The 25,089-nt window shown below is 49.5% G+C and carries 18 protein-coding genes and 4 tRNA genes; 21 read left to right on the top strand and 1 reads right to left on the bottom strand.

The features are described 5' to 3' along the window. The first annotated feature begins 5 nt into the window (after nt 1-5). From truA to LKE53_06755, 5 genes are all read left to right on the top strand, one after another. Nucleotides 6-764, top strand: a complete 759-nt coding sequence (gene truA / locus LKE53_06775) for a tRNA pseudouridine(38-40) synthase TruA (GenBank protein ID MCH3972443.1) — start codon at nt 6-8, stop codon at nt 762-764. Next, nucleotides 757-1,992 (top strand): DUF5711 family protein, encoded by a 1,236-nt coding sequence (locus tag LKE53_06770; protein MCH3972442.1) that lies wholly within the window; start codon nt 757-759, stop codon nt 1,990-1,992. Before truA ends, LKE53_06770 begins: the two co-directional genes overlap by 8 nt. Before the next feature lie 71 nt (nt 1,993-2,063). After that, nucleotides 2,064-2,687, top strand: coding sequence for a CvpA family protein (locus tag LKE53_06765; GenBank protein MCH3972441.1), 624 nt, complete (start codon nt 2,064-2,066; stop codon nt 2,685-2,687). Next, nucleotides 2,677-3,282, top strand: coding sequence for a CDP-alcohol phosphatidyltransferase family protein (locus LKE53_06760; GenBank protein ID MCH3972440.1), 606 nt, complete (start codon nt 2,677-2,679; stop codon nt 3,280-3,282). The genes LKE53_06765 and LKE53_06760 overlap by 11 nt, the downstream gene beginning before the upstream one ends. A 166-nt stretch (nt 3,283-3,448) precedes the next feature. Next, nucleotides 3,449-5,755 carry an ATP-dependent Clp protease ATP-binding subunit gene (locus tag LKE53_06755; GenBank protein ID MCH3972439.1) on the top strand — a complete coding sequence of 769 codons (2,307 nt, stop codon included), beginning with the start codon at nt 3,449-3,451 and terminating at the stop codon, nt 5,753-5,755. Between the two features lie 194 nt (nt 5,756-5,949). Here the strand turns inward: LKE53_06755 and LKE53_06750 are convergent, their stop codons facing one another. Continuing rightward, complete coding sequence (locus LKE53_06750) at nt 5,950-6,843, bottom strand: DegV family protein (GenBank protein ID MCH3972438.1); 894 nt, start codon at nt 6,841-6,843, stop codon at nt 5,950-5,952. A 289-nt stretch (nt 6,844-7,132) separates the two neighbouring features. On the opposite strand from LKE53_06750, the gene LKE53_06745 reads away from it, so the two are divergent. The 16 genes from LKE53_06745 (at nt 7,133) to LKE53_06670 (ending at nt 24,998) form a co-directional block, all read left to right on the top strand. After that, nucleotides 7,133-8,173: a hypothetical protein gene (locus LKE53_06745; GenBank protein MCH3972437.1), complete on the top strand. Its 1,041-nt coding sequence runs from the start codon at nt 7,133-7,135 to the stop codon at nt 8,171-8,173. Nucleotides 8,174-8,258: 85 nt separating this feature from the next. Beyond that, nucleotides 8,259-8,332: transfer RNA gene (locus LKE53_06740), tRNA-Gly, on the top strand. 12 nt (nt 8,333-8,344) lie between these two features. Next, nucleotides 8,345-8,421 (top strand) — tRNA-Arg (locus LKE53_06735). Between the two features lie 4 nt (nt 8,422-8,425). Next, nucleotides 8,426-8,502: transfer RNA gene (locus LKE53_06730), tRNA-His, on the top strand. Nucleotides 8,503-8,565: 63 nt separating this feature from the next. After that, nucleotides 8,566-8,640: transfer RNA gene (locus LKE53_06725), tRNA-Gln, on the top strand. A gap of 229 nt (nt 8,641-8,869) precedes the next feature. Continuing rightward, the gene (locus LKE53_06720) at nt 8,870-10,990 is read left to right on the top strand and encodes a glycoside hydrolase family 3 C-terminal domain-containing protein (protein MCH3972436.1); all 2,121 of its coding nucleotides are present in this window, start codon (nt 8,870-8,872) and stop codon (nt 10,988-10,990) included. A gap of 289 nt (nt 10,991-11,279) precedes the next feature. Beyond that, nucleotides 11,280-12,047 carry a DUF4866 domain-containing protein gene (locus LKE53_06715; GenBank protein ID MCH3972435.1) on the top strand — a complete coding sequence of 256 codons (768 nt, stop codon included), beginning with the start codon at nt 11,280-11,282 and terminating at the stop codon, nt 12,045-12,047. A 155-nt stretch (nt 12,048-12,202) separates the two neighbouring features. Beyond that, entirely contained in the window at nt 12,203-13,531 is a 1,329-nt protein-coding gene (locus LKE53_06710; GenBank protein MCH3972434.1) for a threonine/serine exporter family protein, read from the top strand. Between the two features lie 227 nt (nt 13,532-13,758). After that, a complete protein-coding gene (locus LKE53_06705) occupies nt 13,759-15,378 on the top strand; it encodes a response regulator (GenBank protein ID MCH3972433.1) in 1,620 nt (539 codons plus the stop codon). Then, on the top strand, nt 15,375-16,856 hold the full coding sequence (locus LKE53_06700) for a sensor histidine kinase (protein ID MCH3972432.1): 1,482 nt from the start codon (nt 15,375-15,377) through the stop codon (nt 16,854-16,856). Before LKE53_06705 ends, LKE53_06700 begins: the two co-directional genes overlap by 4 nt. A 165-nt stretch (nt 16,857-17,021) precedes the next feature. Beyond that, nucleotides 17,022-18,128 (top strand): ABC transporter substrate-binding protein, encoded by a 1,107-nt coding sequence (locus LKE53_06695; GenBank protein MCH3972431.1) that lies wholly within the window; start codon nt 17,022-17,024, stop codon nt 18,126-18,128. Between the two features lie 193 nt (nt 18,129-18,321). Next, nucleotides 18,322-19,851: a sugar ABC transporter ATP-binding protein gene (locus LKE53_06690; GenBank protein ID MCH3972430.1), complete on the top strand. Its 1,530-nt coding sequence runs from the start codon at nt 18,322-18,324 to the stop codon at nt 19,849-19,851. Beyond that, nucleotides 19,844-20,914, top strand: a complete 1,071-nt coding sequence (locus tag LKE53_06685; protein MCH3972429.1) for an ABC transporter permease — start codon at nt 19,844-19,846, stop codon at nt 20,912-20,914. The genes LKE53_06690 and LKE53_06685 overlap by 8 nt, the downstream gene beginning before the upstream one ends. Beyond that, a complete protein-coding gene (locus LKE53_06680; GenBank protein ID MCH3972428.1) occupies nt 20,911-21,936 on the top strand; it encodes a sugar ABC transporter permease YjfF in 1,026 nt (341 codons plus the stop codon). Before LKE53_06685 ends, LKE53_06680 begins: the two co-directional genes overlap by 4 nt. Before the next feature lie 499 nt (nt 21,937-22,435). Then, on the top strand, nt 22,436-24,091 hold the full coding sequence (locus tag LKE53_06675) for a putative manganese-dependent inorganic diphosphatase (GenBank protein ID MCH3972427.1): 1,656 nt from the start codon (nt 22,436-22,438) through the stop codon (nt 24,089-24,091). An 85-nt stretch (nt 24,092-24,176) separates the two neighbouring features. Next, nucleotides 24,177-24,998: an HAD-IIB family hydrolase gene (locus LKE53_06670; protein MCH3972426.1), complete on the top strand. Its 822-nt coding sequence runs from the start codon at nt 24,177-24,179 to the stop codon at nt 24,996-24,998. Nucleotides 24,999-25,089 lie beyond the last annotated feature (91 nt).

The following is a 25,089-nucleotide window of genomic DNA, read 5'->3' as shown; positions in this document are numbered from 1 at the left end:
CCCCTTTGCGCAATCTTCTTTTTACGCTCTGCTTTGACGGCGCCGGCTATCACGGCTGGCAGATTCAGCCGAATGCAGTTACGGTACAGCAGGTTTTACAGGAAGCGATCGCGTCTGTGCTGCACGAAACGCCGGATTTAAAGGGCTGCTCGCGCACAGATGCCGGCGTGCATGCGCACATGTTCTGCGTATCGCTGCATACGGAGCGGCAGATTCCCTGCGGGCGGCTGGTACAGGCAGTCAATCATTTTCTGCCGGCAGATGTGGCAGTGACCGGCTGCCGTGAAGTGCCAGCGGCGTTTCACGCGCGCTATTCCTGTAAAGGTAAGCAGTACGTTTATAAGATTTGGAACGCCCCGGTGCGCAATCCGTTTTTGCGCGGGCGTGCGCTGCATTACTGGTATCCGCTGGATGAAAGCCTGCTGCAGCAGGCGGCCCAGCAGTACCTTGGCAGCCACGATTTCACCTCTTTCTGTACGCAGGACAAACGTGAAATCGGCAGTTTCACCCGTACAATCACGCAGGCAGAAGTGCGGCGCGAGGGTGACTTTGTATATTTCTTCGTTGCGGCGGACGGCTTCCTGTATAATATGGTGCGCATTTTGACGGGCACCCTTTTGTATGTGGCACAGGGAAAAATTACTCCGCAGGATATTCCCAGTATCTTTGCCGCGCGCGACCGCAGCAAAGCCGGTCCTACAGCGCCGCCGCAGGGCCTGTACTTAAACCGCGTCGATTATGAGGAGGCAGATCTGCATGCGTAAAAAAGCAAACCGTACCCGGTATGAGCATGAATATCTGCCGGGCGAACTGCCGCCGCTTGGCAGTACGGCGAAAAAACGCAAAATACAAAAGAAGAAGCCACACGGTATTTATACGGCTATTGCTATTCTGCTTGTCTGCGCGGTGGTGCTGGCGCTGTGGGTCAACCGCGACAGCCTGCGGCCTGAGAATATCTCGGAATGGGTGCAGACACAGATGCTGGGTATTGGCGGCGGCGACGGCTACCCTGTACATTTTGATACAGAAAATGTGCAGACGCGCAATTTCATTTCTTCCGGGAAAGACATTTTTTACACCAGTGATACCGCTACCCGTGCCTACAATACTTCTGGAAAGCAGCTCTTTTCGCGCAAACATAGTTTTTCAGAGCCGGTTTTAAAAGTCAATGGAAACCGTGTGCTGGTCTATAATCTGGGCGGCACAGGCTATCAGCTTGGGAATCAGCTAAAAACCCTGGTTTCTTCCTCTACGGACAACAAACTGCTGGGCGGCGCAGTGTGCACAAATGGCCGCTTTGCTTTACTGACACAGGAAGACGGCTACTGCGGCGAGTTGACAGTTTATCTGCCGGACAATCAAGTCGCTTTTTCCTACTCATTTTCCGAGTACGCTCCCACAGCGGTGGCACTCAACAGCAGCGGGACCCGGGCAGTTGTGACTGCGGTAGGTGCAAGCGGCGGGGCTCTGACCGGCGCAATTTATGAACTCGATTTCAATTCAAACCAGGCGGTAAAACCGGTTGCAACCTACAGTGACACCGCCTTTTTAGATGTTACTTATACAGAAAACGGCGGCGTGCTGGCCGTGGGCGATACCCAGGCAGTGGCATTGACAGCCGATGGCAAAAAAGCAAATGCCTGTACTTACGGCGATGGTGAGCTTTCTGCGTGGAACCTGCAGAGCAGCGGCGCGGTCCTCGGTATTTCCAAGTTTCACAATGCAACAGAAGGAACTCTGCTTTCCGTTGACACCAGCGGCAAACAAAAAGCTTCGGCACAGCTGAGCGGCGTGCCAACCAGCGTGACCTGCTCTGGTTCTACTATGGCGGCACTATGCGGCAGCAAGGTTACGGCCTACAGTACTGCAGATGGAAAAGCTGGCGGTTCCTGCAGTGCGGGCAGCAATGCGCGTGCGGTGGCTCTGCGTGACACAAACCAAGTCTATGTTTTGGAAGTATCACAGATTCGGCTGGAAAAGCTGAAAACCTGAGCTGTCTTGCGGGAAATTGGGAATTGTAGTATAATAAACACTCCTTAAAGGAAATGAAAGGAGGTGCAGCTATGGCAGGAACGATTGTAGATATTATTCTGCTGGTTATTTTTATCGTGTGTATCGTAAAAGGCGCTGGCAAGGGCGCTGTACTTACCGTTGCGGGTTTGGTGGGGCTGATTGTCGCGGTCATTTTTTCGCCGCGCTTTGGCAAGTGGATTTCCAGTATACTGCCGGCAGGGACCGCAAAGGACAAATCCATGCGGGACATTTTGTGTACCATACTGGCTTTTGTGCTAATTATGGTGGCAGCGGGGCTTTTGTGCCGCCTGCTGGACAGAGTCTGCCGTTTGCCGGGCCTGCATGCGCTCAACCATATTTTGGGCGGCGTGCTGGGCGCAGTAAAGGGTGTACTGCTGGTAATGCTGGTGTGCGCACTGCTGCGCCTCTCACTGCCGCTGCTGGCAGAGCAATTTCCCGACAAAGTACAACTTTCCAGTTTCAGCAGCTCCGCAATGCTGCAGCTGAAGCAGAACTCGTCTGCTTCAGCGTCTTCCCAGTCTTCGGGCTGGGGTGCTCAAGCCCAAAAGAGCATACAGGGCTTTATTAACAAACTGCCCGAAAAAGTGCGTAACCCGGTTTATTCGTTCTATGAGAAGATTCTGAGAGAGGATGTTCAAGCGAATGCCAAGTAAAAACAAGAATTTCAATGTGCCAAATACACTGACGGTTCTGCGCATTATCCTGGTGATTCCGTTTATGTGCTATTACCTGAACGGCAAGATAAAGCCGGCAATTATTGTACTGCTGATTGCGGGCCTCACCGATGCACTGGACGGTTTCATCGCGCGTCGTTTTCACCAGCAGACGGAACTTGGTCAGCTTTTAGACCCGATTTCAGATAAAGTGATACAGGGACTTGTGGCTATCAGTTTGGCAATCCGTCACCCGGTGCTTTTGCCGGTGCTGCTCATTTTTGTCATCAAAGAGGGCATTATGCTTGTGGGGGGCGGCGTGCTGCTGAAAAACGCCAAGCGCCCCTGTGCCGCCAAGTGGTACGGCAAAGTGGCAACCGTTATGTTTTACGTTGCGTTCGCAGTTATTTTGGTCGTGGATATCATCAATCAGGACAAAGCCTTTTTCCCGCTGATTGTCGCGCTGCTGGTGATTACTGCGGGTATGATGATCTTTGCGCTGATTATGTACGGCCGCGAGTTTTTTCGTATCCTGAACAGCACTGCCCCTGAGGATCAGCTGGACGTAAAAGAAATGATGGACCGTAAAAAATAAAGCATGATTTTTCCCGGCGGAGTTTCTGCCGGGCCTTTCGTATTTCGGGTATTTCATCGAATTTATAATTTATTTAACTTTCCGCTGTGATTATAAGCTATAATAGGAAAAGTACAAAAAACCTGACTTTAACTTTGAAAATCAGAAAAAGAGAAGTGATTTGCCTATGTTATGCTCCAGATGTCACAAGCGCCCTGCCGTTGTGTTCCTGTCGTCTTCCGCTGATGGAAGTAATCCGCAGGGATACTGTCTCACCTGCGCCAGAGAACTGGGCATTAAGCCGGTCAATGACTTGATGGATAAAATGGGACTGACCAGCGACCAGATGGAAGCGATGGAAAATGAACTGGACGCTTTTATGGATGCCTCTAATGAGGAAAACAGTGACGATGCAGATGACGGCGACAGCGATGGCTTTGAGCCTGGCGGTGCTGCGCTGTTCCCTGCCAATTTCCTGAAAAATATCTATGACCCCAACAGCGGCGGCAGCCAGTCTGCTCCGCAGGGCGGCCAGGCGCCTGCCGCGAACAGCAGCAAACCGGAGCCAAAGAAAAAGAAGCGCCGCCATTTGGATACCTACTGCACCAACCTGACCGCGCGCGCAAAAGAGGGAAAGATCGACCGTATTGTCGGCCGTGACAAAGAAATCAGCCGTGTGGTGCAGATCCTTTCCCGCCGCACAAAAAACAATCCCTGCCTGATCGGCGAGCCCGGCGTGGGCAAGACCGCCGTGGCAGAGGGACTTGCCTTGCGCATTGCCCAGGGGCAGGTGCCGGTGCGCCTGCAGGACAAAGAAATTATGCTGCTGGATTTAACCGCACTGGTTGCGGGCACCCAGTTCCGCGGCCAGTTCGAGAGCCGTATTAAGGGCCTGCTGCAGGAAGTACGTGAGGCCGGCAATATCATTCTGTTTATCGATGAGGTACACAATTTGGTGGGCACTGGTGACGCCGAGGGTAGTATGAATGCTGCCAATATCATGAAGCCAGCCCTTTCCCGCGGCGAAATTCAGGTAATTGGTGCCACTACTTTTACGGAGTATCGCAAGTATATTGAAAAAGACGCCGCACTGGAGCGCCGCTTTCAGCCGGTTACCATCGAAGAGCCCTCTATTGCGGATGCAACGCAGATTATTCTCGGTATTAAGGGATACTATGAAACCTTTCACCGTGTGCGAGTTTCTGACCAGATTGCCCGCCGTACGGTGGTGCTTTCTGAGCGGTATATCAACGACCGCTTCCTACCCGATAAGGCGATTGACCTTTTGGACGAGGCCTGTGCCTGCGCTGCGTTGCGCAATAAGTCTATGTCGGAGTACGACCGTCTGAACCGCCAGCTGAAAGACCTGCAGGTCAAGGAAGAAAACATGACCGCCGCAGGCGAAAACACAGATTTTGAGGAATTGGCGCGTGTGCGCACAGATATTTCCCGTGCACAGCAGCGGGTGGAGGAGCTTAAACCGCAGGCGCTTGGTGCGCCGGTGGAGGAAGGCGACCTTGCCCACGTTATTGAACTGTGGACAGGAATTCCGGCCAGCCGTGTACAGGAGAGCGAGCTGAAAAAGCTTTCTCATATTGAGGATACGTTAAAACAGAAAATTATCGGCCAGGACGAGGCAGTTTCGGCTGTTTCCGCGGCAATTCGCCGCAGCCGGGTCCAGATAAGCCCCCGCCGCCGTCCGGCTTCCTTCATTTTTGTGGGGCCCACCGGTGTCGGAAAGACCGAACTTGCAAAAGTGCTTGCCAAAGAGCTGTTTGATAAGCCAGAGACGCTGATTCGCCTAGATATGAGCGAATTTATGGAAAAGTACAGCGTTTCGCGCATTATCGGTTCGCCGCCCGGCTATGTCGGTTATGATGAAGCTGGCCAGGTGACGGAAAAGGTGCGCCGCCAGCCCTACAGTGTGCTGCTGTTTGATGAAATTGAAAAAGCGCATCCCGATGTTATGAATATCCTGCTGCAAATTTTGGACGAAGGGCACATTACCGATGCCCAGGGTCGCAATGTCAACTTTGAAAATACCATTATCATTATGACCAGCAACGCCGGCAGCAACGTTCACGAGTCTGCTTTGGGCTTTAACCGTAATGAAGCGGATGTCAGCAAAGAGCGCGCTATGAAAGCGCTTTCTGATTTTCTGCGGCCTGAGTTTTTGAGCCGTGTAGATGAGATTATTGTATTCCATCAGCTGACTAAGGAAGATTACAGCAAGATCGCTGCACTAATGCTCAACGAGTATGTGGGCACACTGAAAGAAAAAGGCGTTACCTTTACCTTTGATACTGCCGCTACAGAATGGCTTGCAGAGCATGCCTACGGCGGCAAGAGCGGTGCGCGTGATTTGCGCAGCCTGATTCGCCGCAAAGTAGAGGACCGTTTAGCGAGCATTCTGATTGAAACAGCAGATACCGGTCTTGCCGGGGTCAGCCTGACCGTGCAGGATGGCGAACTTTCGCTGTGCACTTTGCTTTAAAGAGGATTAAAGAATTATCATAAAATCAGGGCCGGCACCCATTTAAGTGCCGGCCCTGATTTTTGCTGCGCCAATTTTGTCCGTGCAGATAGTTCGTATGCTGTAAAGATATTTCAGATTAAGAATATTGATAGCGCATTCCGGTATTTATTTTCTCAAAAACGGCAAGACTTATAAATACGGACAGCCGTTTTTTACTTTAAACTGCACATGCGGTCGTCGCCGTAAAAAATGAGGTCAATCATGCCGGGGCCCACATGTGCGCCGATAATCGGCCCTAAAGGCACAATGATAATGCGCTTGATGCTTGGCAGATTTGCTTTCAGGTCTTCCGCCAAAGATTCTGCTTCCTCCTGGCAGTCGCCGTGGCCGATAAAGACAGTTTCAGCTTCCTTAGTGTGCAGCAGGTGGCGCTCAATGATTTTCATCAGGTAGTCGCGCGCACGCTTGCGGCCGCGCACTTTTGCAATTACCTGCAGCTTGCCCTCGTGGTCTACGACCAATATCGGCTTAATCTGCAGCGCAGAACCGATGACAGCCGTGGTATTGGAAATACGCCCGCCGCGGCGCAGATGTTCCAGCTCGTCCACTTTAAAGCTGTGGCAGACGCTGTCGCGGTGGTCTGTGGCCCACTGCAGCACTTCGTCCAAAGAAGAGCCGGCCAGCCGCATTTTGGCAGCACTAAAGACCAGCAGACCTTCGCCGACTGAGGCACACAGGGTGTCCAGGCATTCAATGCGCCGCTCTGGATATTTTTTTCTCAGTTCTTCAATGCACTGGCAGGCAATGTGGTAAGTGTTGCTCATGCCGGAAGAAAAGCAGAAATAGAGTACGTCGATACCCTTTTTCAGGTATTTTTCGAAAAATTCCTGGTAAACTGTTTCGTTAATCTGGGAAGTATGGGCAAATTTGCCCGCGCGCAGTTGATTATAGAAATCAGAGACACTCAATTTGTCATCAAAAGTAGTGAATTGATAGGAAACTCCGTCTAAAACCAACGGCATGGGGATTACTTCCACGTCCAGTTCCTGCGCTAGCGCCGGGGTCAGCTCGGCGGTAGTGTCAGTCAGCAGACAATAATTTTCCATAAAGCGGTTCTCCTTTTTATCCGCCAAAAAGAGGGGCGGCTTTCACTTACAGCTTGCTATTCTGTCTAAAAAACAGTACAATACTAGAATAGCAGAAAAAATATAATTTGACAAATATTCTTTCATAAAATCAGCGGAAAAATTCCGGCAGAGCTGGTTAGCGGTACAGATGCGACATCTGCCCAAAAGCGTCTGCTTTTTAGACAGATAAATTGCTTTGTCTATTTAGTGAAAAACAAAAATGACTATAATAACATATAGTTATACGTAAAAGGGAGTGGGTGGCAAGGTGAAATCGGATGCAATGATGCGTGCCTTCATCAGCGCTGCTGTAGATAAAGGACTTCGGGACATTGGGCGCGACCCAAAGCGCAGCGTGCGCCAGCTGGTGGATTTGGGCACCAACTTTGCAAAGGGCAGATTCCAGCGCTACTTTTTTGATATTTTCGGTGAAATGCTGCACAACGAAAATAGTTCCTATTATAAGTGGATTCATGACCTGGTGGTTAATGCAGACCAAAAGCAGCTGAAAACATTTGGTATCAACCTTGCTTACAACAGCTGGACCGTCGGTGCAAAGACAGTGCGTGCCCTTGAGCAGACTGCCGGATACCATATTCCGTGGACTCTGCTGTTTCATTTGTCTCCTGCGGGAAAATGCACGCCGGAAATGCTGGAGAACACAGTTGCACAAGGCCAAAAACTTGGCATTTTCAGCTATATGTTTTTTTGTGAAGGTAACTACGCGCTGATGAACCTTGCACCTTTGCTGAAAAAAAACCCGGACTGTGCATTTGTGCTGTTTGTGGAAAATGCCCAGGTGGACGACAGCCTGATTCAGGAACTGCTGCATGTAAAAAATACAATGCTGTGTCTGCACTGCGATGATCGCTTTTTAGAGACAGCAAAGAAGCTGAGAAACAGCGACTGCTTTTTCTCTGCCTGGTATATGTACGACGATGCGTTTCAAACAGAAGATTATAAAGAAAAACTGACCGCACAGATTCTGCCGGTCAAAACGCCGTTCCTGTTTTTGGCGGCGTCTGACAGCTGCTCAGAGGAAACTCGCCGCCAGGCGCGTGTTTATACGCTGCGCGGGCGTCAGGCACAGAATGAGCCGCTTTTCTGTATTGATTTATACTCAGACGTTGCCTTTATCGATGGTGTCATTTCTTCTGACAACTGCGTGCTGGCCTTTGACGAGAACGGCGCAGCTGTTTCAGCCCCTGGCTTTCCCATTTTGCAGTCCTGCAGCCTGCAGGACTGCACGTTGCAGCAGCTTTTGGGGCGGGTACTGCCGCGCAGAGAAGCACAGACGGCGGTTCAATAACGGTGTATGCGGGCAAACTTCTATTTTTAGACTTTTTCCTTGACAAATAGGGTTTCTCATGATATACTACTAACCGTTGCTAATTGCGAGTGTAGTTCAATGGTAGAACTCCAGCCTTCCAAGCTGGTAGTGTGGGTTCGATTCCCATCACTCGCTCCATAAAGGGGATACGCGCCAATAGCTCAGCTGGATAGAGCAACTGCCTTCTAAGCAGTGGGCCAGGGGTTCGAGTCCCTTTTGGCGCGCCATATGGTGGATGTAGCTTAGCTGGTTAAAGCGCCAGATTGTGGCTCTGGAGACCGTGGGTTCGAATCCCATCTTCCACCCCACAGAAAAAGATTACGGGGCATGGAGTTTTCCACGCTCCGTAATTTTTATAAATTTTATTTTGTTGGGCTGTAGCCAAGTGGTAAGGCAACGGACTTTGACTCCGTCACGCGTGGGTCCGAATCCCGCCAGCCCAGCCAGAAAAAACCGCACTGTAAGCTGTTTTAAGCTTTTGGTGCGGATTTTTTATGCCCACATATTATTTATTTGATGTTTTACGGTTGTTTCTTGTGTATTTTCTGAGTATGATGATGCTGTACTTGTCGGCAGCTAATTCCTTTTGCGGGTCTTGTATACTGCCGAAAAAGACCAAAGGAGCTATTGAAAGGGCTGCAAAATCCATTCAAGAAATACCAATAGGAGTATATCATGAATTACAAAGACAGATGGAATGAATTTCAAACACAGGCGCATCAGCTTGTTGCACAGATGACCCTGCAGGAAGCCGCCTCTCAGCTTCGGTATGACGCCCCCGCTGTTGAGCGCCTGCACATACCGGCCTGTAACTGGTGGAATGAAGCGCTGCATGGAGTGGCACGCGCGGGTACTGCTACAGTTTTTCCGCAGGCAGTCGCTATGGCGGCGACCTTTGACGACTCGGCTGTTTTCGGTATGGCTGCCGCTGCGGCAGATGAGGGCAGAGCAAAATACAATTTTCAGTCTGCTGCCGGTGACCGGGGTATCTATAAAGGGCTGACTTTTTGGTCACCAAATATCAATATTTTTCGTGACCCGCGTTGGGGCAGAGGACAGGAAACTTACGGAGAAGACCCGTTCCTTACAGCGCGCATGGGCTGCGCTTATGTGACCGGTCTGCAGGGCGACGGCCCTTATCTGAAAGCGGCAGCGTGTGCAAAACACTTTGCGGCGCACAGCGGCCCCGAGGCGACTCGCCACGGATTTGATTCGCGGGTCAGCCTGCATGACTTGGCCGATACCTACTTGCCTGCATTCCACGCTGCTGTAAAAGCTGGAGTGGCGGGCGTTATGGGTGCCTACAATCGCATAAATGGCGTGCCCGCCTGTGCACATCCGTATATTCAAAGTTTGCTGCGCGAAAAGTGGGGCTTCAAAGGGTACTTTGTAAGCGATGCGTGGGCACTTCATGATATTTACCAGTATAATCCACTTACCAAAGGCCCGGAAGAGACTACCCAAATGACGCTGCCGATGGGATGTGACCTTAACTGCGGCGATACTTACAGAAGTGTAATGGACGCCTATAAACACAAACTGGTGAAGGAAGCGGATATTCGAACAGCCGCAGAGCACCTGTTTACAATTCGCTGTGCGCTGGGTGAGTTTGCCGATGACTGCCCTTATGATTCTATTCCATTTGAAAAAATCGATTCCAAAGAAAATAATCAACTGTCTTTGCGGGCAGGTGAAAAATCTGCTGTTCTGCTGAAAAACGATGGGATCCTGCCGCTGCATCTTTCCAAACTGAAAACCATTGGCGTTATTGGGCCGAATGCAGACAGCATTGAGGTCCTGCGCGGCAACTACTGTGGCACTGCCTCTCAATGGGAAACCAATCTGCGTGGAATGCAGGACTATGTCCGGGGGCAGGCGCGTGTTCTGTATGCACAGGGCTGCGACCTTTACTGTGACCGTGTTATGGACCTTGCACAGCCGGATGACCGCCTGAGTGAAGCCGCTGCTGCGGCTAAAGCTTCAGATGTAGTGGTGCTGTGTCTGGGGCTTGACCCGACGATTGAGGGGGAGCAGGGCGATGCAGGCAATGCGTTTTCAGCGGGGGACAACGAAACGCTGCAGCTGCCCGCCTCGCAGCAGCACCTGCTGAAAACGATCTGCAGTACAGGCAGGCCGGTTGTGCTTGTAGTAAACAGCGGCAGTGGACTCGACCTTTCCTATGCGCAGGAACACTGCAGCGCAGTGCTGCAGGTCTGGTACAGTGGTGCACACGGCGGTGAAGCACTGGCACGTCTTCTTTTTGGCGAAGTAGTTCCCAGTGGCAGGCTGCCTGTGACGTTTTACCGTGGGGTCGATGACCTGCCTGCGTATGAAGACTACTCCATGCAGGGACGCACGTACCGCTATTATCGTGGCACGCCGCTGTATCCGTTTGGTTACGGGTTGTCTTACAGCACCTTTTCCTATACGGATTTACAGCTGGAGCATACGGAAGTGACAAAGGATGCCGGTCTTTGTCTGCAGGTCACCGTCCAAAACACTGGAAAATTTGACGCGGACGAGGTAACAGAACTTTATCTTTCAAAAGAGGGAGCGGATTCCTTTACGCCGCTGCGCAAACTATGTGGGTTTTGCCGCACTTCTCTAAAGGCCGGTGAGGTACGCCGCATCTCTTTTGAAGTGCCGGCTGTGTCTTTTTACAATGTTAGCGGCGACGGCAGACAATTTTATGACCGCGGCGTTTGGCAGCTTTCTGTGGGCGGGCATCAGCCGGATGACCGCAGCTGTGCTCTATGTGGCAGCAGCACGCTGCAAGTGCGAGTCACGGCAAAATAGACGGTTTATCTGATACAGACAACGCTCCAATGCAGTGCAGTATTTATACTGCTTCACATTTGGGGCGTTTTTTTAATTTGCTTATCTATGCGGCTGCAAAATATACACACGGCGCAGCTTCGGTCTGTTTTTGCACAAAAGCCCAGCTGCAGCAATGCCCTCCCCTTTGCTGTGTACGCATTTTGCAGCAGGTAGGTGTGGAACGGCTGCTTTGCTCTGCAATTTTACATTTCATCTGCAAAAGTTTATAATAAAAGCGCACTTTGAAAATACAGAAAGAGGGATGTCTATGGCAACAATATTTCCGCGCGAAGAAAAACCAGAGCTGCTGTTTCAAAAGATTTTGGCCGACCCACGGGCTTGCGAGCGTCTGCGTGAAACCTTTTACAATGCTTTGGATGAGGCCGAGGATACAGAAGGCAACGAAATTTGCGGCGACAGCCTTTCGGCCGAGCAGTTTACCAAAGCCCTGTTTGATGCCTATGATAATAAAGACCTGACAGCGTTTTTGATGGTTGTGTGCCAACACAGCATGTTTGATCTGCTGCGCAACGCCTACTTAGCGCCGTTTCGCTTTAATGCAGATGGCCAGACAAATCCGTATATTCTGACTGATGAAGAGGGCAGGCTGCTGCCAGAGGCAAAAGGAAAGGTTAATGCCAAGGAATACAGCCGCTTCAGCAAGGCTTTTGTAAAAAGGGAAAAAGTAAAAATGTACCTTGCCTGCGGCTACCGCAAACGCCATGGCTATGCGGCCGATACCATGCAGGTGCAGGAATACCGCGTGGAGCAGCACATGGGCCTGCTGCTGATTTATGAGCTGCCCAATACCGTGAAGCAGCAGGAGACCGAAGCCCAGGCTTATGCGGCGGTGTGGGATATTATGATGCGCCTGCAGCGGGAGCTGCCGCGTTCTGTAGTTTATTACGGGCAGGATTCTCTAGAGGACGCGGGCCGCCGCTATGATGAAATGGGCGTCTTTCTGCCGCTAAACCTCTTTAGCGACCGGCTCGAAAAGAATATTGCCAAGGCTGATGAAATTGTCTACAGACCGTAAGAAAAGGTGCCTTTGCCCTTTGCGCAAATGCTGGTAAAGACACAAAACAAGCTTATTTGTGTAGAGAAAAAATTTTTCGGCTGTGTACCACAAAATTCTATATTTTGTAAACTAGATTGATTTGATTAAAATTACAGAAAGGCAAGTGTCACAGCATGGCGCAAAGTACGATTCCCAAAAATCATATGGAGGTTTCCTGGCATGATTATGCCTCGGCAAGCGAAGGCGTTGCGATTACCGAAGCCAGTTTGGACGAAAAAGCCTCTGTCATCGGCCGGGTAGGGCTGATGCTGCTTTCCTGCGGAACCGGCGCCTGGCGGGTGCGCAGTTCTATGAATACACTTTCAAAAGAGCTGGGAATTACCTGTACAGCGGATATTGGCTTAATGTCTATCGAATACACCTGCTTTGACGGTGAAAGTTCTTTTTCGCAGTCGCTCTGCCTTACCAATACCGGCGTCAATACCTCCAGACTAAACCGAATGGAACATTTTATCACCGACTTTGCTACGCAGGGCAAGTTGATGTCAGGCGAGCAGCTGCACTCTCACCTAGATGAAATTGAGCGGGTTCATAAGCTGTATTCTCCGCTTGCTCTGGGACTTGCCGCCGCGCTGGCCTGCGGGGCATTTACTTTTTTGCTGGGCGGCGGCTTGGTGGAAATGATTTGTGCATTTTTTGGTGCCGGTATCGGTAATTTTATTCGGTGCAAGCTCACAAAACACCACTACACGCTATTCCTCGGTATTGCGGCTTCCGTATCTTCTGCCTGCTTTGTCTATGCGCTGCTGCTCCAGTTGGCTGAAGCATTGTTTTCGGTTTCTCTGCAGCATGAAGCTGGTTACATCTGTTCTATGCTTTTTATCATTCCAGGATTCCCCTTTATCACCAGCGGCATAGATTTAGCAAAACTGGATATGCGCTCTGGAATAGAGCGGCTGTCGTATGCAATCCTCATTGTAGCAGTGGCGGCTGTTGTCGCTTGGATTATGGCCCTTCTGCTCAACTTAAAACCCGTTAATTTTCCGCCGCTGCAGCTCAGCCTGCCGGAGCATGTCCTTTTTCGGCTGATTGCCAGCTTTTGCGGGGTGTTTGGATTCTCTGTTATGTTTAACAGTTCGCACCGTATGGCTGCGTGTGCTGCAGTGATCGGCGCTATCTCTAATACACTGCGTTTGGAACTGATTGATTTGGCTGGGATACCATCGGCTGCAGCGGCGTTCCTGTGCGCAATGACGGCAGGTATTTTGGCTTCTGTGGTAAAGAATATTTCCGGCTATCCGCGCATTTCAATCACCGTGCCGGCCATCGTCATCATGGTGCCGGGGCTTTACCTTTACCGTGCCATCTACAACCTGGGTATTATGTCACTGGGCGTTTCGGCTTCTTGGTTTGCCCAGTCCATTTTGATTATCCTGTCGCTGCCGCTGGGTCTGATTTTTGCCCGTATCATTATGGACAAGACGTTCCGCTACTGCACCTGAGAGCAGCACACAAGAGGTAGGCCGTCTTTTTCTGGCGGTTGAAATTTTTCCCCGGCATTGAAATGCCGGGGCTTTTTTCTTCCCAAAAAGAAAAGTGCAGGGGCGCTATTGTCGCAAAACGATGAGATTGACGAAGCAACACCATGATTTGTCAAATATATCATAAAACTTTGCAATATTTTGTAGAGTATTATAGAATAGACAAGATGTAAAGTGGGAGGAAAAAAATGATTAAGGTTTTTTTGGTAGAAGATGAAGTGATTATACGAAACGGCATTAAGAAAAATATTCATTGGGAACAGGATGGCTTTCAGTTTGTTGGAGAGGCGGGCGACGGCGAATTGGCTTATCCGCTGATTCGCAAAACAAAGCCGGACATCTTGATTACGGATATCCGCATGCCGTTTATGAATGGTTTGCAGCTGAGCACACTGGTGAAAAAGGAATTTCCGCAGATGAAAATTATCATTCTCAGCGGATACAATGACTTTGATTATGCCAAGCAGGCAATCCATATTGGCGTGACGGATTATCTGCTTAAGCCGGTTACGCCGAAAGTACTGCTGGAAACAGTGAAAAAAGTGGCGGCGGTTATTCAGAACGACCGGGAAAAGGAGCAAATGCTTCAGCAGTATCAGCAGCAGATTCAAAGAAATGATGATCAGAAGAGGCTGCAGCTGCTGCAGGATGTTCTTGCCGGCCGCATTGACTTTTGTGCGGCAGTCGAGCGAGGTGCCAGCTTGGGAATGGATTTGGCAGCTTCCTGCTACCAAATGCTGCTTTTCAAAATGATGCCGCAGACGCAGCAGCAAAGTGAAGAGGCGGTGGCCTGCCAGCAGACGCTGTCAGATACGTGGGAGAAAGAACCCCGCTTGCTGCAGTTTACACGCGGTGTAGACGGCTGGGCTTTGCTGTTGATGGGCGACTCGACAGAGGCGCTGTGTACACTTGTCGCGTCTGTTCGGCAGAACATTGAGCAGATTATGCGCAGCAGCGGAAACTTAGCTTGGTTTGGTGGGCTTGGCAGGCCGGTAAACAGACTGAATCAACTGATGAAGTCTTATCAGGAAGCGAATAAAGCCTTTGCCTGCCGTTTCTTGACGGACAGCAGGAAAATTCTATCTTCCGATGAGATTGGCAGCCTATTTGGAAAAAGTAAAAAAATGGATCTTCACGCAATCCAGACCGGCGAAACAAACCGCCATGCGATAGACAGATTTTTGCGCAGCGGCACTTTGCAGGAAGTAGAGGGCTTTGTAGAACAGTATTTTTGCAGCATCGGTGAGGTTAACTATCAGTCGCTGCTTTTTCAAAATTATATCGTCATGGACTGCTACTTGGCGGTATGCGATTTTTTGGGCGCATTGGGGCTTAGCAATGATTCCCTTTCAGAGCAGGTGCGTGATGTCAATTTGGTTTTGCAGGGGCCCATGCAGATAGAGCAGATCAAGCTTTATATAAAGACGCTTTTTTCGGAAACCATGACTCTGCGCAATGAAAAGTCAGAGCGCAAGTACAGCCGCTTAATGGAAAATGCAAAAACCTATCTGGATGAAAATTATGAAAATAACGATCTCTCGCTCAATGTGGTTGCGGCGCAGGTCAATGTAAGCCCAAGCTATTTCAGCAGCATTTTTCGGCAGAAAACAGGCGTTACTTTTGTGGAGTATCTGACTCGCCTGCGCATGGAAAAAGCAAAAGAACTCTTGCTCTGTTCAGACTGCAGCAGCACCGAAATCGGCTACACTGTGGGCTATAAAGATCCGCACTACTTCAGCAGCCTTTTTAAAAAAATGTATGGCTGTACACCAAAAGAGTACCGGATGCATAGGGGAGAAGCAAAATGATGAAGAAAATGTCTCTGAAAAAGCGCTTGAATATGCTTTCTATTTTGCTGATTGTCCCGCTGACAGGGCTGGTTATTTACTTACTGGTATCGCTTACCGGCTTTTGCAATGCGTACAGCCAGGTCGTCAGCAATATTGATGAAACCAACGCTTTCTGCGGTGCTTTCAAAGAAGATATTGATTATGTGATGTACCGGGAAGTGATCGGTTCACAGACCTACCGGCAGATTTATCAGCTACCCGAGGATAAGCGTCCCTTTGGCTGGGAGCAGATGAAAAATCCGTATCAGCTTATCGCAAATGCCCGCAAAACCTTTCAAAATGTCATGGCAAACACACAGGGAGAAGCAAACCTCAATGACGTGCGCTGGACCCTGCACAGCTTAGACCGTCTGGAAACAGTTATAAAAGATGTCGACAGCAGCATCGAAAACGGCGGCAGTTATAAAAAAAATTACAGCCATTTACAGCTGGATATCTATACACTTACTTCTAATATCAAAGAAACCATGCAGGACTATGTCTATCGGGAAGCGCTGCATTTTCGGGAAGTGCAGAATCAGCTTAATGAAAAGGGGCAGACCGCAGTGCGCCTTAGCGTCCTGCTGCTGTTTTTAATTGTCTGTCTGGGTATCAAATTCAGTGCCGGTATTACAAAAAGTGTAACTGACCCGATACAAAACCTCTGCAAAGCGACCCGACGTGTCGCAAAAGGCGACTTTACCCAAAAAGCCTCTGGAAAGTCGGCCGATGAGCTTTCTATTTTGGCAGACAGCTTTGACAATATGCAGGAAGAGATTGGCAGACTGATCGACAATATCAAACAGGAACAAAACCAGCGGCGTGTACTGGAGCTGCGCCTGCTGCAGGAGCAGATCAACCCGCATTTTCTGTATAATACGCTGGGCACGATTGTCTGGCTGGCAGAGGACGGGCAGGATGAACAGGTGGTCTCTATGGTGACTTCTCTGTCCACCTTTTTTCGCAGCACCCTGAGCAACGGCCGCAGCTTTGTTTCTATTGCAGAGGAAACGCGGCACATTTCCAGCTATCTTGAGATACAACAGGTGCGCTATCAGGATATCCTGACCTATGAAATCAAGGTTGACAAAGAACTGCTGCCTTACCAGATTTTAAAGCTGACGCTGCAGCCTCTTGTCGAAAATGCGCTGTACCACGGTATTAAAAATAAACGTGCAAAAGGAAAAATCATCGTACGCGGTTACCGGCAAGGTGAAAGCGCGATCTTTGAAGTCAGTGATAACGGTATCGGTATGACCGAGGAAGAGCAGGCAAACCTGAAAAAAGTTATTAGGAGGGAAACGATGCCGCATGAGCACGGCTTTGGTTTAGCAAATGTAGATGAGCGCCTACGGCTGAATTACGGGGAAACATACGGGCTCTCTTTTACAAGTGCCTATGGTGTGGGAACTACGTTTCAAGTACGGGTACCCTTACAGGAGGGGAAAGAAAAATAATCCCTGTTTTTCATAAAAAATTCACAATTTTATCTAAAAAAACGACTTGCTAATAAATATTACACTAATAAAATTGATAATTCTCTTTCTTTTTTATGCAATAGTTATATAATGTGAGCAAGTTAAAGTTCTTCGAGAACATCTGAAACAAAGGGAGGAAACAAAATGAAAAAGGGAAAGAGAATCATAAGTCTGCTTCTGTGTGCTGTGCTTGCTGCCGCAACACTGGCCGCCTGTGGCAGCAGTACGAGTTCGACTGCCAGCAGCACTGCAGCGAGCTCAAGCGCCGCAAGTGCAAGTACCAGTGACAAGAGCTCTAAAAAACAGATTACCATCGGTTTTTCGCAGGTTGGTGCTGAGTCGGATTGGCGTACTGCAAACTCAGTATCCATGAAACAGACCTTCAGCGAGGCCAACGGCTACAAGCTCATTTTTGATGACGCACAGCAAAAGCAGGAAAACCAAATCACCGCAATCCGCAATTTCATTCAGCAGGAAGTGGATTACATCGTTTTGGCGCCTGTTACCGAGACCGGCTGGGACACTGTTTTACAGGAAGCAAAAGATGCCGATATCCCGGTTATCATCGTTGACCGTATGGTAAACGTAAAAGATGACAGCCTTTACACTGCATGGGTCGGCTCTAACTTCCGTGCAGAGGGCGACAGAGCTGTTGCATGGATGGACGCTTACTTTAAGGCAAAGGGCAGAGACAAAGACCAAATTAATATCGTGGATATTCAGGGAACCATTGGTGCCTCTGCACAGATTGGCCGTACAGAAGCTTTGGAAGATGGCGTGAAAAAGCATTCAAATTGGAAGATGGTTGCCCAGCAGACAGGCGAATTTACGCAGGCTAAAGGCCAGGAAGTTATGGAGTCTGTGCTGAAGCAAAACAGCAACATCGATGTCGTTTACTGTGAGAATGATAATGAGGCTTTTGGCGCAATCGATGCGATTAAGGCTGCCGGCAAAAAAGTGGGCAGCGGCAAAGGCGAAATCATGGTTCTGTCTTTTGACTCTACCAATGCCGGCTTGAAAAAGGTACAGAGCGGCGAAATTGCACTGGATACAGAATGCAACCCGCTGCATGGTCCGCGTGTGAAAGAAATTATCGAGAAACTGCAGAAAAAAGAAACAGTGTCTAAAAAGCAGTATGTCGATGAAAAAATGTTTGCACATGACAATACTGTACAGTCTGTAACCACTTCAGCAGGCAAAACCGATGCAACTGTTGTCACAGACGCAGTCATTAAGGGCCGTGCCTATTAAACAACAGTAACAGATTGCTCAAAACTGGCGTGATACAAAACCTGTTTGCAGAACAGCTTTTTACAAGCTTTAGCAGCTGTCTTTGCTGCAGGCAGCCCGCTCGATAGGACTGCCTCAGGTGCTGTATCATGCCATTCTTATGCAAAAAATCGTCCTGCAACGGCAAAAATCAACAGAAAGCAGGTGAAAAGGAATGGAAGAAAACGTACTGCTGTCCATGAAGAACATAGATAAATCCTTTCCAGGTGTGCGGGCACTGAGCAATGTTCAGTTTACTCTGCGCAAAGGCGAGATTCATGCACTAATGGGCGAAAACGGCGCTGGTAAGTCCACTCTTATTAAAGTGCTTACCGGTGTGTATGAGTTTGAGTCTGGAGAAATTCGCATGGCCGGCGTCGACCACCCGATTGTCAACCATTCCCCCCAGGAAGCGCAGGCAAACGGGATCAGTACGGTTTATCAGGAGATCAACCTTTGCCCAAACTTAACGGTGGCGGAAAACCTTTTTATAGGGCGCCAGCCGCGCAAACACGGTATGGTCGACTGGAAAACCATGAACCGTAGATCAACTGAGCTTTTAAAGAAGCTGCAGATCAATGCCGCGCCGACTGCCCAGCTTGGGGAGTGCTCCATTGCGGTGCAGCAGATGGTTTCAATTGCCCGTGCAGTGGACATGAACTGCAAGGTCCTGATTTTGGACGAGCCGACTTCTTCTCTGGATGACGACGAAGTGGAAAAGCTATTTAACCTGATGTGCAGGCTGCGAGATGCCGGAGTCGGAATTGTGTTTGTCACACATTTTCTGGAGCAGGTTTATGCGGTCTGTGACCGCATCACCGTTTTGCGCAACGGAGAGTTTGTCGGGGAGTATGAAACCAAAGAACTGCCGCGTGTGCAGCTGGTCGCAAAAATGCTCGGCAAAGATTTTGATGACCTGGCGGATATCAAAAGTGCCCATGCCGGAAAGAAATCTTCAGAACAAAAAGTACCGGTTATTTCAGCAAAAGGACTGGGGCACAAAGGCACGATTAAACCCTTTAATTTGGACATCGGTGCAGGGGAGGTCGTCGGCTTGACCGGCCTGCTCGGTTCCGGGCGGTCTGAAATGGTCCGGGCAATCTATGGCGCTGACAAAGCAGATTCCGGTACACTCGAAATAGATGGCAAGCAGGTGAAAATTAACAGTCCGCTGCAGGCAATGAAGCTTGGCATGGCCTATCTGCCGGAAGACCGCAAGAAAGACGGCATTATCGATGAACTGTCTGTACGGGAGAATATTGTCATTGCACTGCAGGCAAAGCGCGGGATGTTCCGGCTGATGAGCCGGAAAGAGATGGACGAGGCCGCCGACAAATATATCGACTTGCTGCAGATTAAAACAGCCAGCCGTGAAACGCCGGTGAAAAGTCTTTCCGGCGGCAACCAGCAAAAAGTGATTATCGGCCGATGGCTGCTGACAAATCCTGAATTCTTGATTTTGGATGAACCAACCCGCGGCATTGATATCGGTACCAAAACGGAGATACAGAAATTGGTCCTTGACCTGGCAGATCAGGGAATGGCTGTTGCTTTTATTTCTTCTGAAACCGAGGAAATGCTGCGCACCTGCTCCCGCATGGTCGTTCTGCGCGACGGGCGCAAAGTCGGCGAACTTTCCGGCGAGGAACTGAACCAGGCAACCATTATGCGCACGATTGCGGGAGGGGAGAAAACAAATGGATGATCATAAAAAACCGTCAGTCTGGAAGAGAATGACGCAAAACCATCTTTTCCTACCGATTGTTTGTTTACTTGTTGTACTGCTGATCAATGTCATTAAGACGCCCGGCTTTTTCCAGATTTCCATTCGCAACGGCGCTTTGTATGGCTCTATGATTGATATTATCAATCGTTCTTCTGAATTGGTTATTCTTGCGGTTGGCATGACGCTGGTCACAGCGTCTTCCGGTGGACAGGATATCAGCGTGGGCGCAATTATGGCAGTTTCGGCGGCGGTCTGCTGCCAGATCCTTTCCGGCGGGCAGGTGTCCACCAATACTTTCCGCAATCCGCTGTTCCTGGCTATTTTGGCGGCGCTGGCGGCTTCGCTGCTGTGTGGTGCTTTCAATGGGTTCCTTGTCGCAAAGCTGAATATTCAGCCCATGGTCGCTACCCTGATTCTTTTCACAGCGGGGCGCGGCATTGCACAGCTGGTAACACAAGGACAGATTACTTATGTGCGTGTTGGCACGTTTCAGGCAATGGGTGATCACATAGGTTCCTGCCCAATTCCGACGCCGATTTTCTTTGCGGCGGGGGCTGTGCTGATCGCTTATCTGATACTCAATAAAACCGCTCTTGGTATGTATATCGAAAGTGTTGGCATCAATGGCAGTGCTTCGCGCATTGTAGGCCTCAACTCGACAATGATTAAGTTCCTTACGTATGTCATCTGCGGGCTTTTGGCCGGCGTGGCGGGCATTGTTGCTTCCAGCCGCATATACTCGGCAGACGCAAACAACATCGGCCTCAATTTGGAAATGGACGCGATTTTGGCGGTTGCCCTGGGCGGGAACTACCTGGGCGGCGGCAAGTTCTCCTTAATGGGTTCTGTCATTGGCGCATTTACCATTCAGACTTTGACAACGACCCTCTATGCAATGGATGTTCCGGGCGATCAGCTTCCGGTTTATAAAGCCATTGTTGTTATCATTATCGTTACGCTGCAGAGCCCGGTATTCGAGAAATTCATGGATACTAAAAAGCACCGCAGAAAACTGGCAGCAGAGGGGAGAGCGAGCGTATGAAACAGACACATCAGAAAAAATCCTTTAATAGCACCGCTTTCCTTTTGATGATTACGATTGGCTTGTTTGCGGCTATGTACATCATCGGCATGATCGTCTATGCGGACAAAGGCTTTGCCAAACCGCAGATGTTTCTGAATCTTTTAATCAGCAACGCAAGCCTGATTGTCATTTCCTGCGGGCTGACGCTGGTTATGATAACCGGCGGCATCGATATTTCCGTTGGCTCTGTAGTGGCACTGGTATGTATGGTGATGGCAGACCTGATGGAAAACAAAAATGTCAGCCCCTATATAGCTGTAATGGTTGCGCTGCTTATCGGTCTGGCGTTCGGCGTTGTGCAGGGATTCTTAATTTCCTATTTGAAAATTCAGCCGTTTATTGTAACGCTTGCCGGCATGTTCTTTGGCCGCGGCATGACAGCTGTTGTCAGTACCAATATGATTTCCATTAAGAATTCAGTCTTTCAAAGCTGGGCAAAATTCCGCATTTATATGCCATTTGGCAGCTACAGTGGAAAAGGAAAATTTCACCCGGCCTATATTTACCCCACAGTGATTATTGCAGTGGTTGTGCTTGTTTTTATTATTGTAATGCTGAAATACAGCAAATTTGGCCGCAGCCTTTATGCAATTGGCGGCAATCATCAGAGCGCACTCATGATGGGCTTGAACGTGACAAGAACCACTTTTAGAGCGTATGTTTTGGATGGTCTGCTGGCTGGTTTGGGCGGCTTTTTGTTCTGCCTGAACAGCTGTGCCGGATTTGTGGAGCAGGCCAAAGGACTTGAGATGGACGCAATTTCCGCTTCTGTTATTGGCGGCACCCTGTTGACCGGCGGCGTCGGTACACCGATTGGCACTTTCTTTGGTGTACTGATCAAAGGCACCATTTCGTCTTTGATCACGACCCAGGGCACGCTTTCCAGCTGGTGGGTCAGAATTACACTGTCCCTGCTGTTGTGCTTCTTTATTGTGCTGCAGTCTATTTTTGCATCCATCAAAAAGAAGAAGGTTTCTTAAACTTACAAGCACGCTTTTCATCTATATTTCCTGTTAAAAACATCCGCGGTGTCTTTTGGCGCTGCGGATGTTTTGCGTCTGCCACAAATTTTATTTTTTTAGAACAGAAAAATGATATATATATAATTCTTTTTTGTATATCATTTCATAAAAATACAATAATGAATTGCCTCAGCCCTTGACTTTCAATTTGCATAGGAGTATCTTTTTATAAAGAAGAGAATGAAAAAGTCTGCATTCTTTCAAAATATTGCTATAAAATTATATTAAAATAGATTCTTTTCATAATCATTTCATAGAATTAGAAAAAGGTTGCAAAACCTGTGGTTCGTTTGACAAGCGGTCATACCACTTTGACACGCTCTGCACACTGTGCATAATAGAAAAAGCCACAGGCTTTTTTGTTGTACAGCTCATATTTTGCAGGCTTTTACATAGCAAATTTCGCAGCAAACAAAAATGGCCTAATCGGTGTTTGCAAACAGGAGGGAAAAGATCCATGCCGAAAACCACACATAAAGTCGTTGTCATCGGGCACAAAAATCCAGATACGGATTCCATCTGCTCTGCCCTTGCCTATACGCAGCTGAAAAATAAGACCAGTGACCTTGTCTGCGAGGCGTGCCGCGCGGGCAAACTGAACCAGGAGACCGCTTTTGTACTGGACAAATTCGGTATTCAGCCGCCACGCATGGTGACAGATATCAACCCCAAAGTACGGGATGTCGATTACCGCGAAATGCCCGGCTTTTCGGGGGACACAAGCCTGCGGCGCGCTTGGCTGGTAATGCGCGACCAGAAAATAGATACGCTGCCGGTAATCAACAAAGACCGCGACCTGCTGGGACTGATTACGGTCAAAGACATTGCCACTGCCAATATGGATGTTTTTGATACAACCGTGCTTGCAAAAAGCCATACAACCTATAAGAATATCCTGGAAACCCTTAACGGAACCATTCTGGTAGGCGACGAGAATGCAGCAGTGGACCGCGGCCATATTCTGCTGGGTGCCGCCAACCCCGACACTATGGAGAGCCTGATGGAGCCGGGCGACATTGTGCTGCTTTCCAACCGCTATGAAAGTCAGCTGTGTGCGATAGAAATGAAAGCCAGCATGATTGTTGTCTGCCAGGGGGCAAAGGTCGGCAAGACGATTATCAAGCTTGCGGAAGAAAACGGCGTTGCTATTATCAGTGTGCCGGTAGATACCTATGCGGCGGCAAAGCTGATTTGCCAGTCGGCACCGATTTCTTACTATATGACAACACAAAACATTAAAAAATTTACGCTGGTTACGCCGGTAGATGATGTGACGCATGTAATGGCAAAAGTGCGTCACCGCTATTTCCCAATATTGGACGAAGAGGGCAAATACTGCGGAATGCTCAGCCGCCGCAACATCATCAATCTGCGCAAACCGCGTGTGATTTTGGTGGACCACAACGAAGCTACCCAGGCGGTTGAGGGCTATGATAAAGCTGAAATCCTGGAAATCATTGACCACCACCGCATTGGCAGTATTGAGACCAGCAGCCCCGTTTATTTTCGCAACCAGCCTGTTGGGTGTACGGCAACCATTGTTGCACAGATGTATGACGAAGCCGGTATAGAGCCTCCTGCCAAAATTGCAGGGATTCTTTTAGCGGCAATCCTTTCTGATACACTGGAATTCCGCAGCCCTACCTGCACGCCGCTGGACAAAAGCATTGCAGAGCGCCTGGCAAAGATTGCCGGCGTCGATATGGATGACTTTGCAGAAGAGATGTTTGAAGCAGGCGAAAAACTGGACGGAAAAACTGCTGAGGAAGTTTTTCTGCAGGATTTCAAAGTCTTTATGTGCGGCGATATTCGCTTTGGCGTGGCACAGGGCAATTACATGACAGACAGCAACCTGAAAGCGGCGGAGAAACTGCTGCGTCCTTATCTGCAGGAAGCGCTGGAAAAGCAGAACTTAGAGGACCTGTATGTCATGTTGACAGATGTGCCGGAAGAAGCAACCACCATGCTGTGTGCAGGCCGCCATGCGGCCGGTATGCTGGCACAAGGCTTTGGTGTAAAGCCGGACCAGACAGGTGCTACGCTGCTGCCGGGCATTGTCAGCCGCAAGAAGCAGTTTATTCCCAAAATCATGGGCGCTTATCAGGAGCTGTAAAGCGGCACGCTGCTTGACGTTTTGCTTTTCGCGGCGTATCATGAAAGGCATCTGATACGGCCAAAAACGCGAAAGGGGCAAAAACTTGGAGAAGCTGCTTTGCTTTGACTATGACATGACACTGCTGGACCACGCCACCGGGAAAGTGCCGGAAAGCACCCAGCGGGCAATCGCCCTTTTGCGTCCCACGTGGAAGATTGTCATTGCCACCGGCCGCGATATGCGCCAGCCGGCCAGCACCTATGGGGTGCAGACCGTGCAGCCGGACGCAATCGTTGAAATGAACGGGGCGCGGATTTTTGCAGAGGGAGAAGTGCTGTACCAGTACTTTCTGCCGCAGGACCTGCTACACGGAATCATCACGTTTGGCCGGCAGAACGATTTGTGTATCAGCTGCAACCAGGGCGATGCATACTATACAACCAAACCGGAACTGCTGCGCAGCTTTGTGTATACTTGTGTACAGGAAAATGAAATTGTTACCCGCCCGGCAGAGGAACTTTTCGGCAGGCAGGTCAGTGCGTTAGCGCTTGTGGGGGGACAGAAAGAGGCGAGGATGCTGGAAAAAGAATTCCCGCAGGTAAAGGTGCCGCTTTTTGCAAAAAAGCGCGGTGCCGATATCATTCCGCGCTCCCTTTCAAAGGCAGAGGGTGTGCAGCGCCTGCTTCGCTTTTACAACAGCAGCTTTGACAATGTAATTTTTTTTGGTGACAGCGGCAATGATTTGGAATTGATTTCCGCGGCTAATCTGGGTATTGCCATGGGCAATGCCATTCCTCCTGTGCAGCAGGCCGCCGATTATGTGACGACTGCTGTGGGAAGCGATGGCATTTGGAATGCTCTGGCGCACTTTGGTCTGCTGCCGGGGACGTGTGGCGAGAGAACAGCCTGTACTTCTGAAAAATAAGCGGCATACCTGTTTTCTGCTGCTCCGTTGCTTTTTTAACCGAAAAAGGGAAAGAATCGGCACCCATTTTCCCTGTTCTTTCTGTTTTCTG

This window comes from Oscillospiraceae bacterium, assembly GCA_022483045.1.
In the GTDB taxonomy this organism is placed as follows: Bacteria; Bacillota; Clostridia; order Oscillospirales; family Acutalibacteraceae; genus Caproicibacterium.
Note: the sequence above shows the minus strand (reverse complement) of the source record. Positions and strands in the feature narration are given on the sequence as shown.

Coding starts and splice junctions, on each gene's coding strand:
- LKE53_06770 (MCH3972442.1), top strand. CDS start 757: ATGCGTAAAAAAGCAAACCGTACCCGGTATGAGCATGAATATCTGCCG.
- LKE53_06765 (MCH3972441.1), top strand. CDS start 2,064: ATGGCAGGAACGATTGTAGATATTATTCTGCTGGTTATTTTTATCGTG.
- LKE53_06760 (MCH3972440.1), top strand. CDS start 2,677: ATGCCAAGTAAAAACAAGAATTTCAATGTGCCAAATACACTGACGGTT.
- LKE53_06755 (MCH3972439.1), top strand. CDS start 3,449: ATGTTATGCTCCAGATGTCACAAGCGCCCTGCCGTTGTGTTCCTGTCG.
- LKE53_06750 (MCH3972438.1), bottom strand. CDS start 6,843: ATGGAAAATTATTGTCTGCTGACTGACACTACCGCCGAGCTGACCCCG.
- LKE53_06720 (MCH3972436.1), top strand. CDS start 8,870: ATGAATTACAAAGACAGATGGAATGAATTTCAAACACAGGCGCATCAG.
- LKE53_06715 (MCH3972435.1), top strand. CDS start 11,280: ATGGCAACAATATTTCCGCGCGAAGAAAAACCAGAGCTGCTGTTTCAA.
- LKE53_06710 (MCH3972434.1), top strand. CDS start 12,203: ATGGCGCAAAGTACGATTCCCAAAAATCATATGGAGGTTTCCTGGCAT.
- LKE53_06705 (MCH3972433.1), top strand. CDS start 13,759: ATGATTAAGGTTTTTTTGGTAGAAGATGAAGTGATTATACGAAACGGC.
- LKE53_06700 (MCH3972432.1), top strand. CDS start 15,375: ATGATGAAGAAAATGTCTCTGAAAAAGCGCTTGAATATGCTTTCTATT.
- LKE53_06695 (MCH3972431.1), top strand. CDS start 17,022: ATGAAAAAGGGAAAGAGAATCATAAGTCTGCTTCTGTGTGCTGTGCTT.
- LKE53_06690 (MCH3972430.1), top strand. CDS start 18,322: ATGGAAGAAAACGTACTGCTGTCCATGAAGAACATAGATAAATCCTTT.
- LKE53_06685 (MCH3972429.1), top strand. CDS start 19,844: ATGGATGATCATAAAAAACCGTCAGTCTGGAAGAGAATGACGCAAAAC.
- LKE53_06680 (MCH3972428.1), top strand. CDS start 20,911: ATGAAACAGACACATCAGAAAAAATCCTTTAATAGCACCGCTTTCCTT.
- LKE53_06675 (MCH3972427.1), top strand. CDS start 22,436: ATGCCGAAAACCACACATAAAGTCGTTGTCATCGGGCACAAAAATCCA.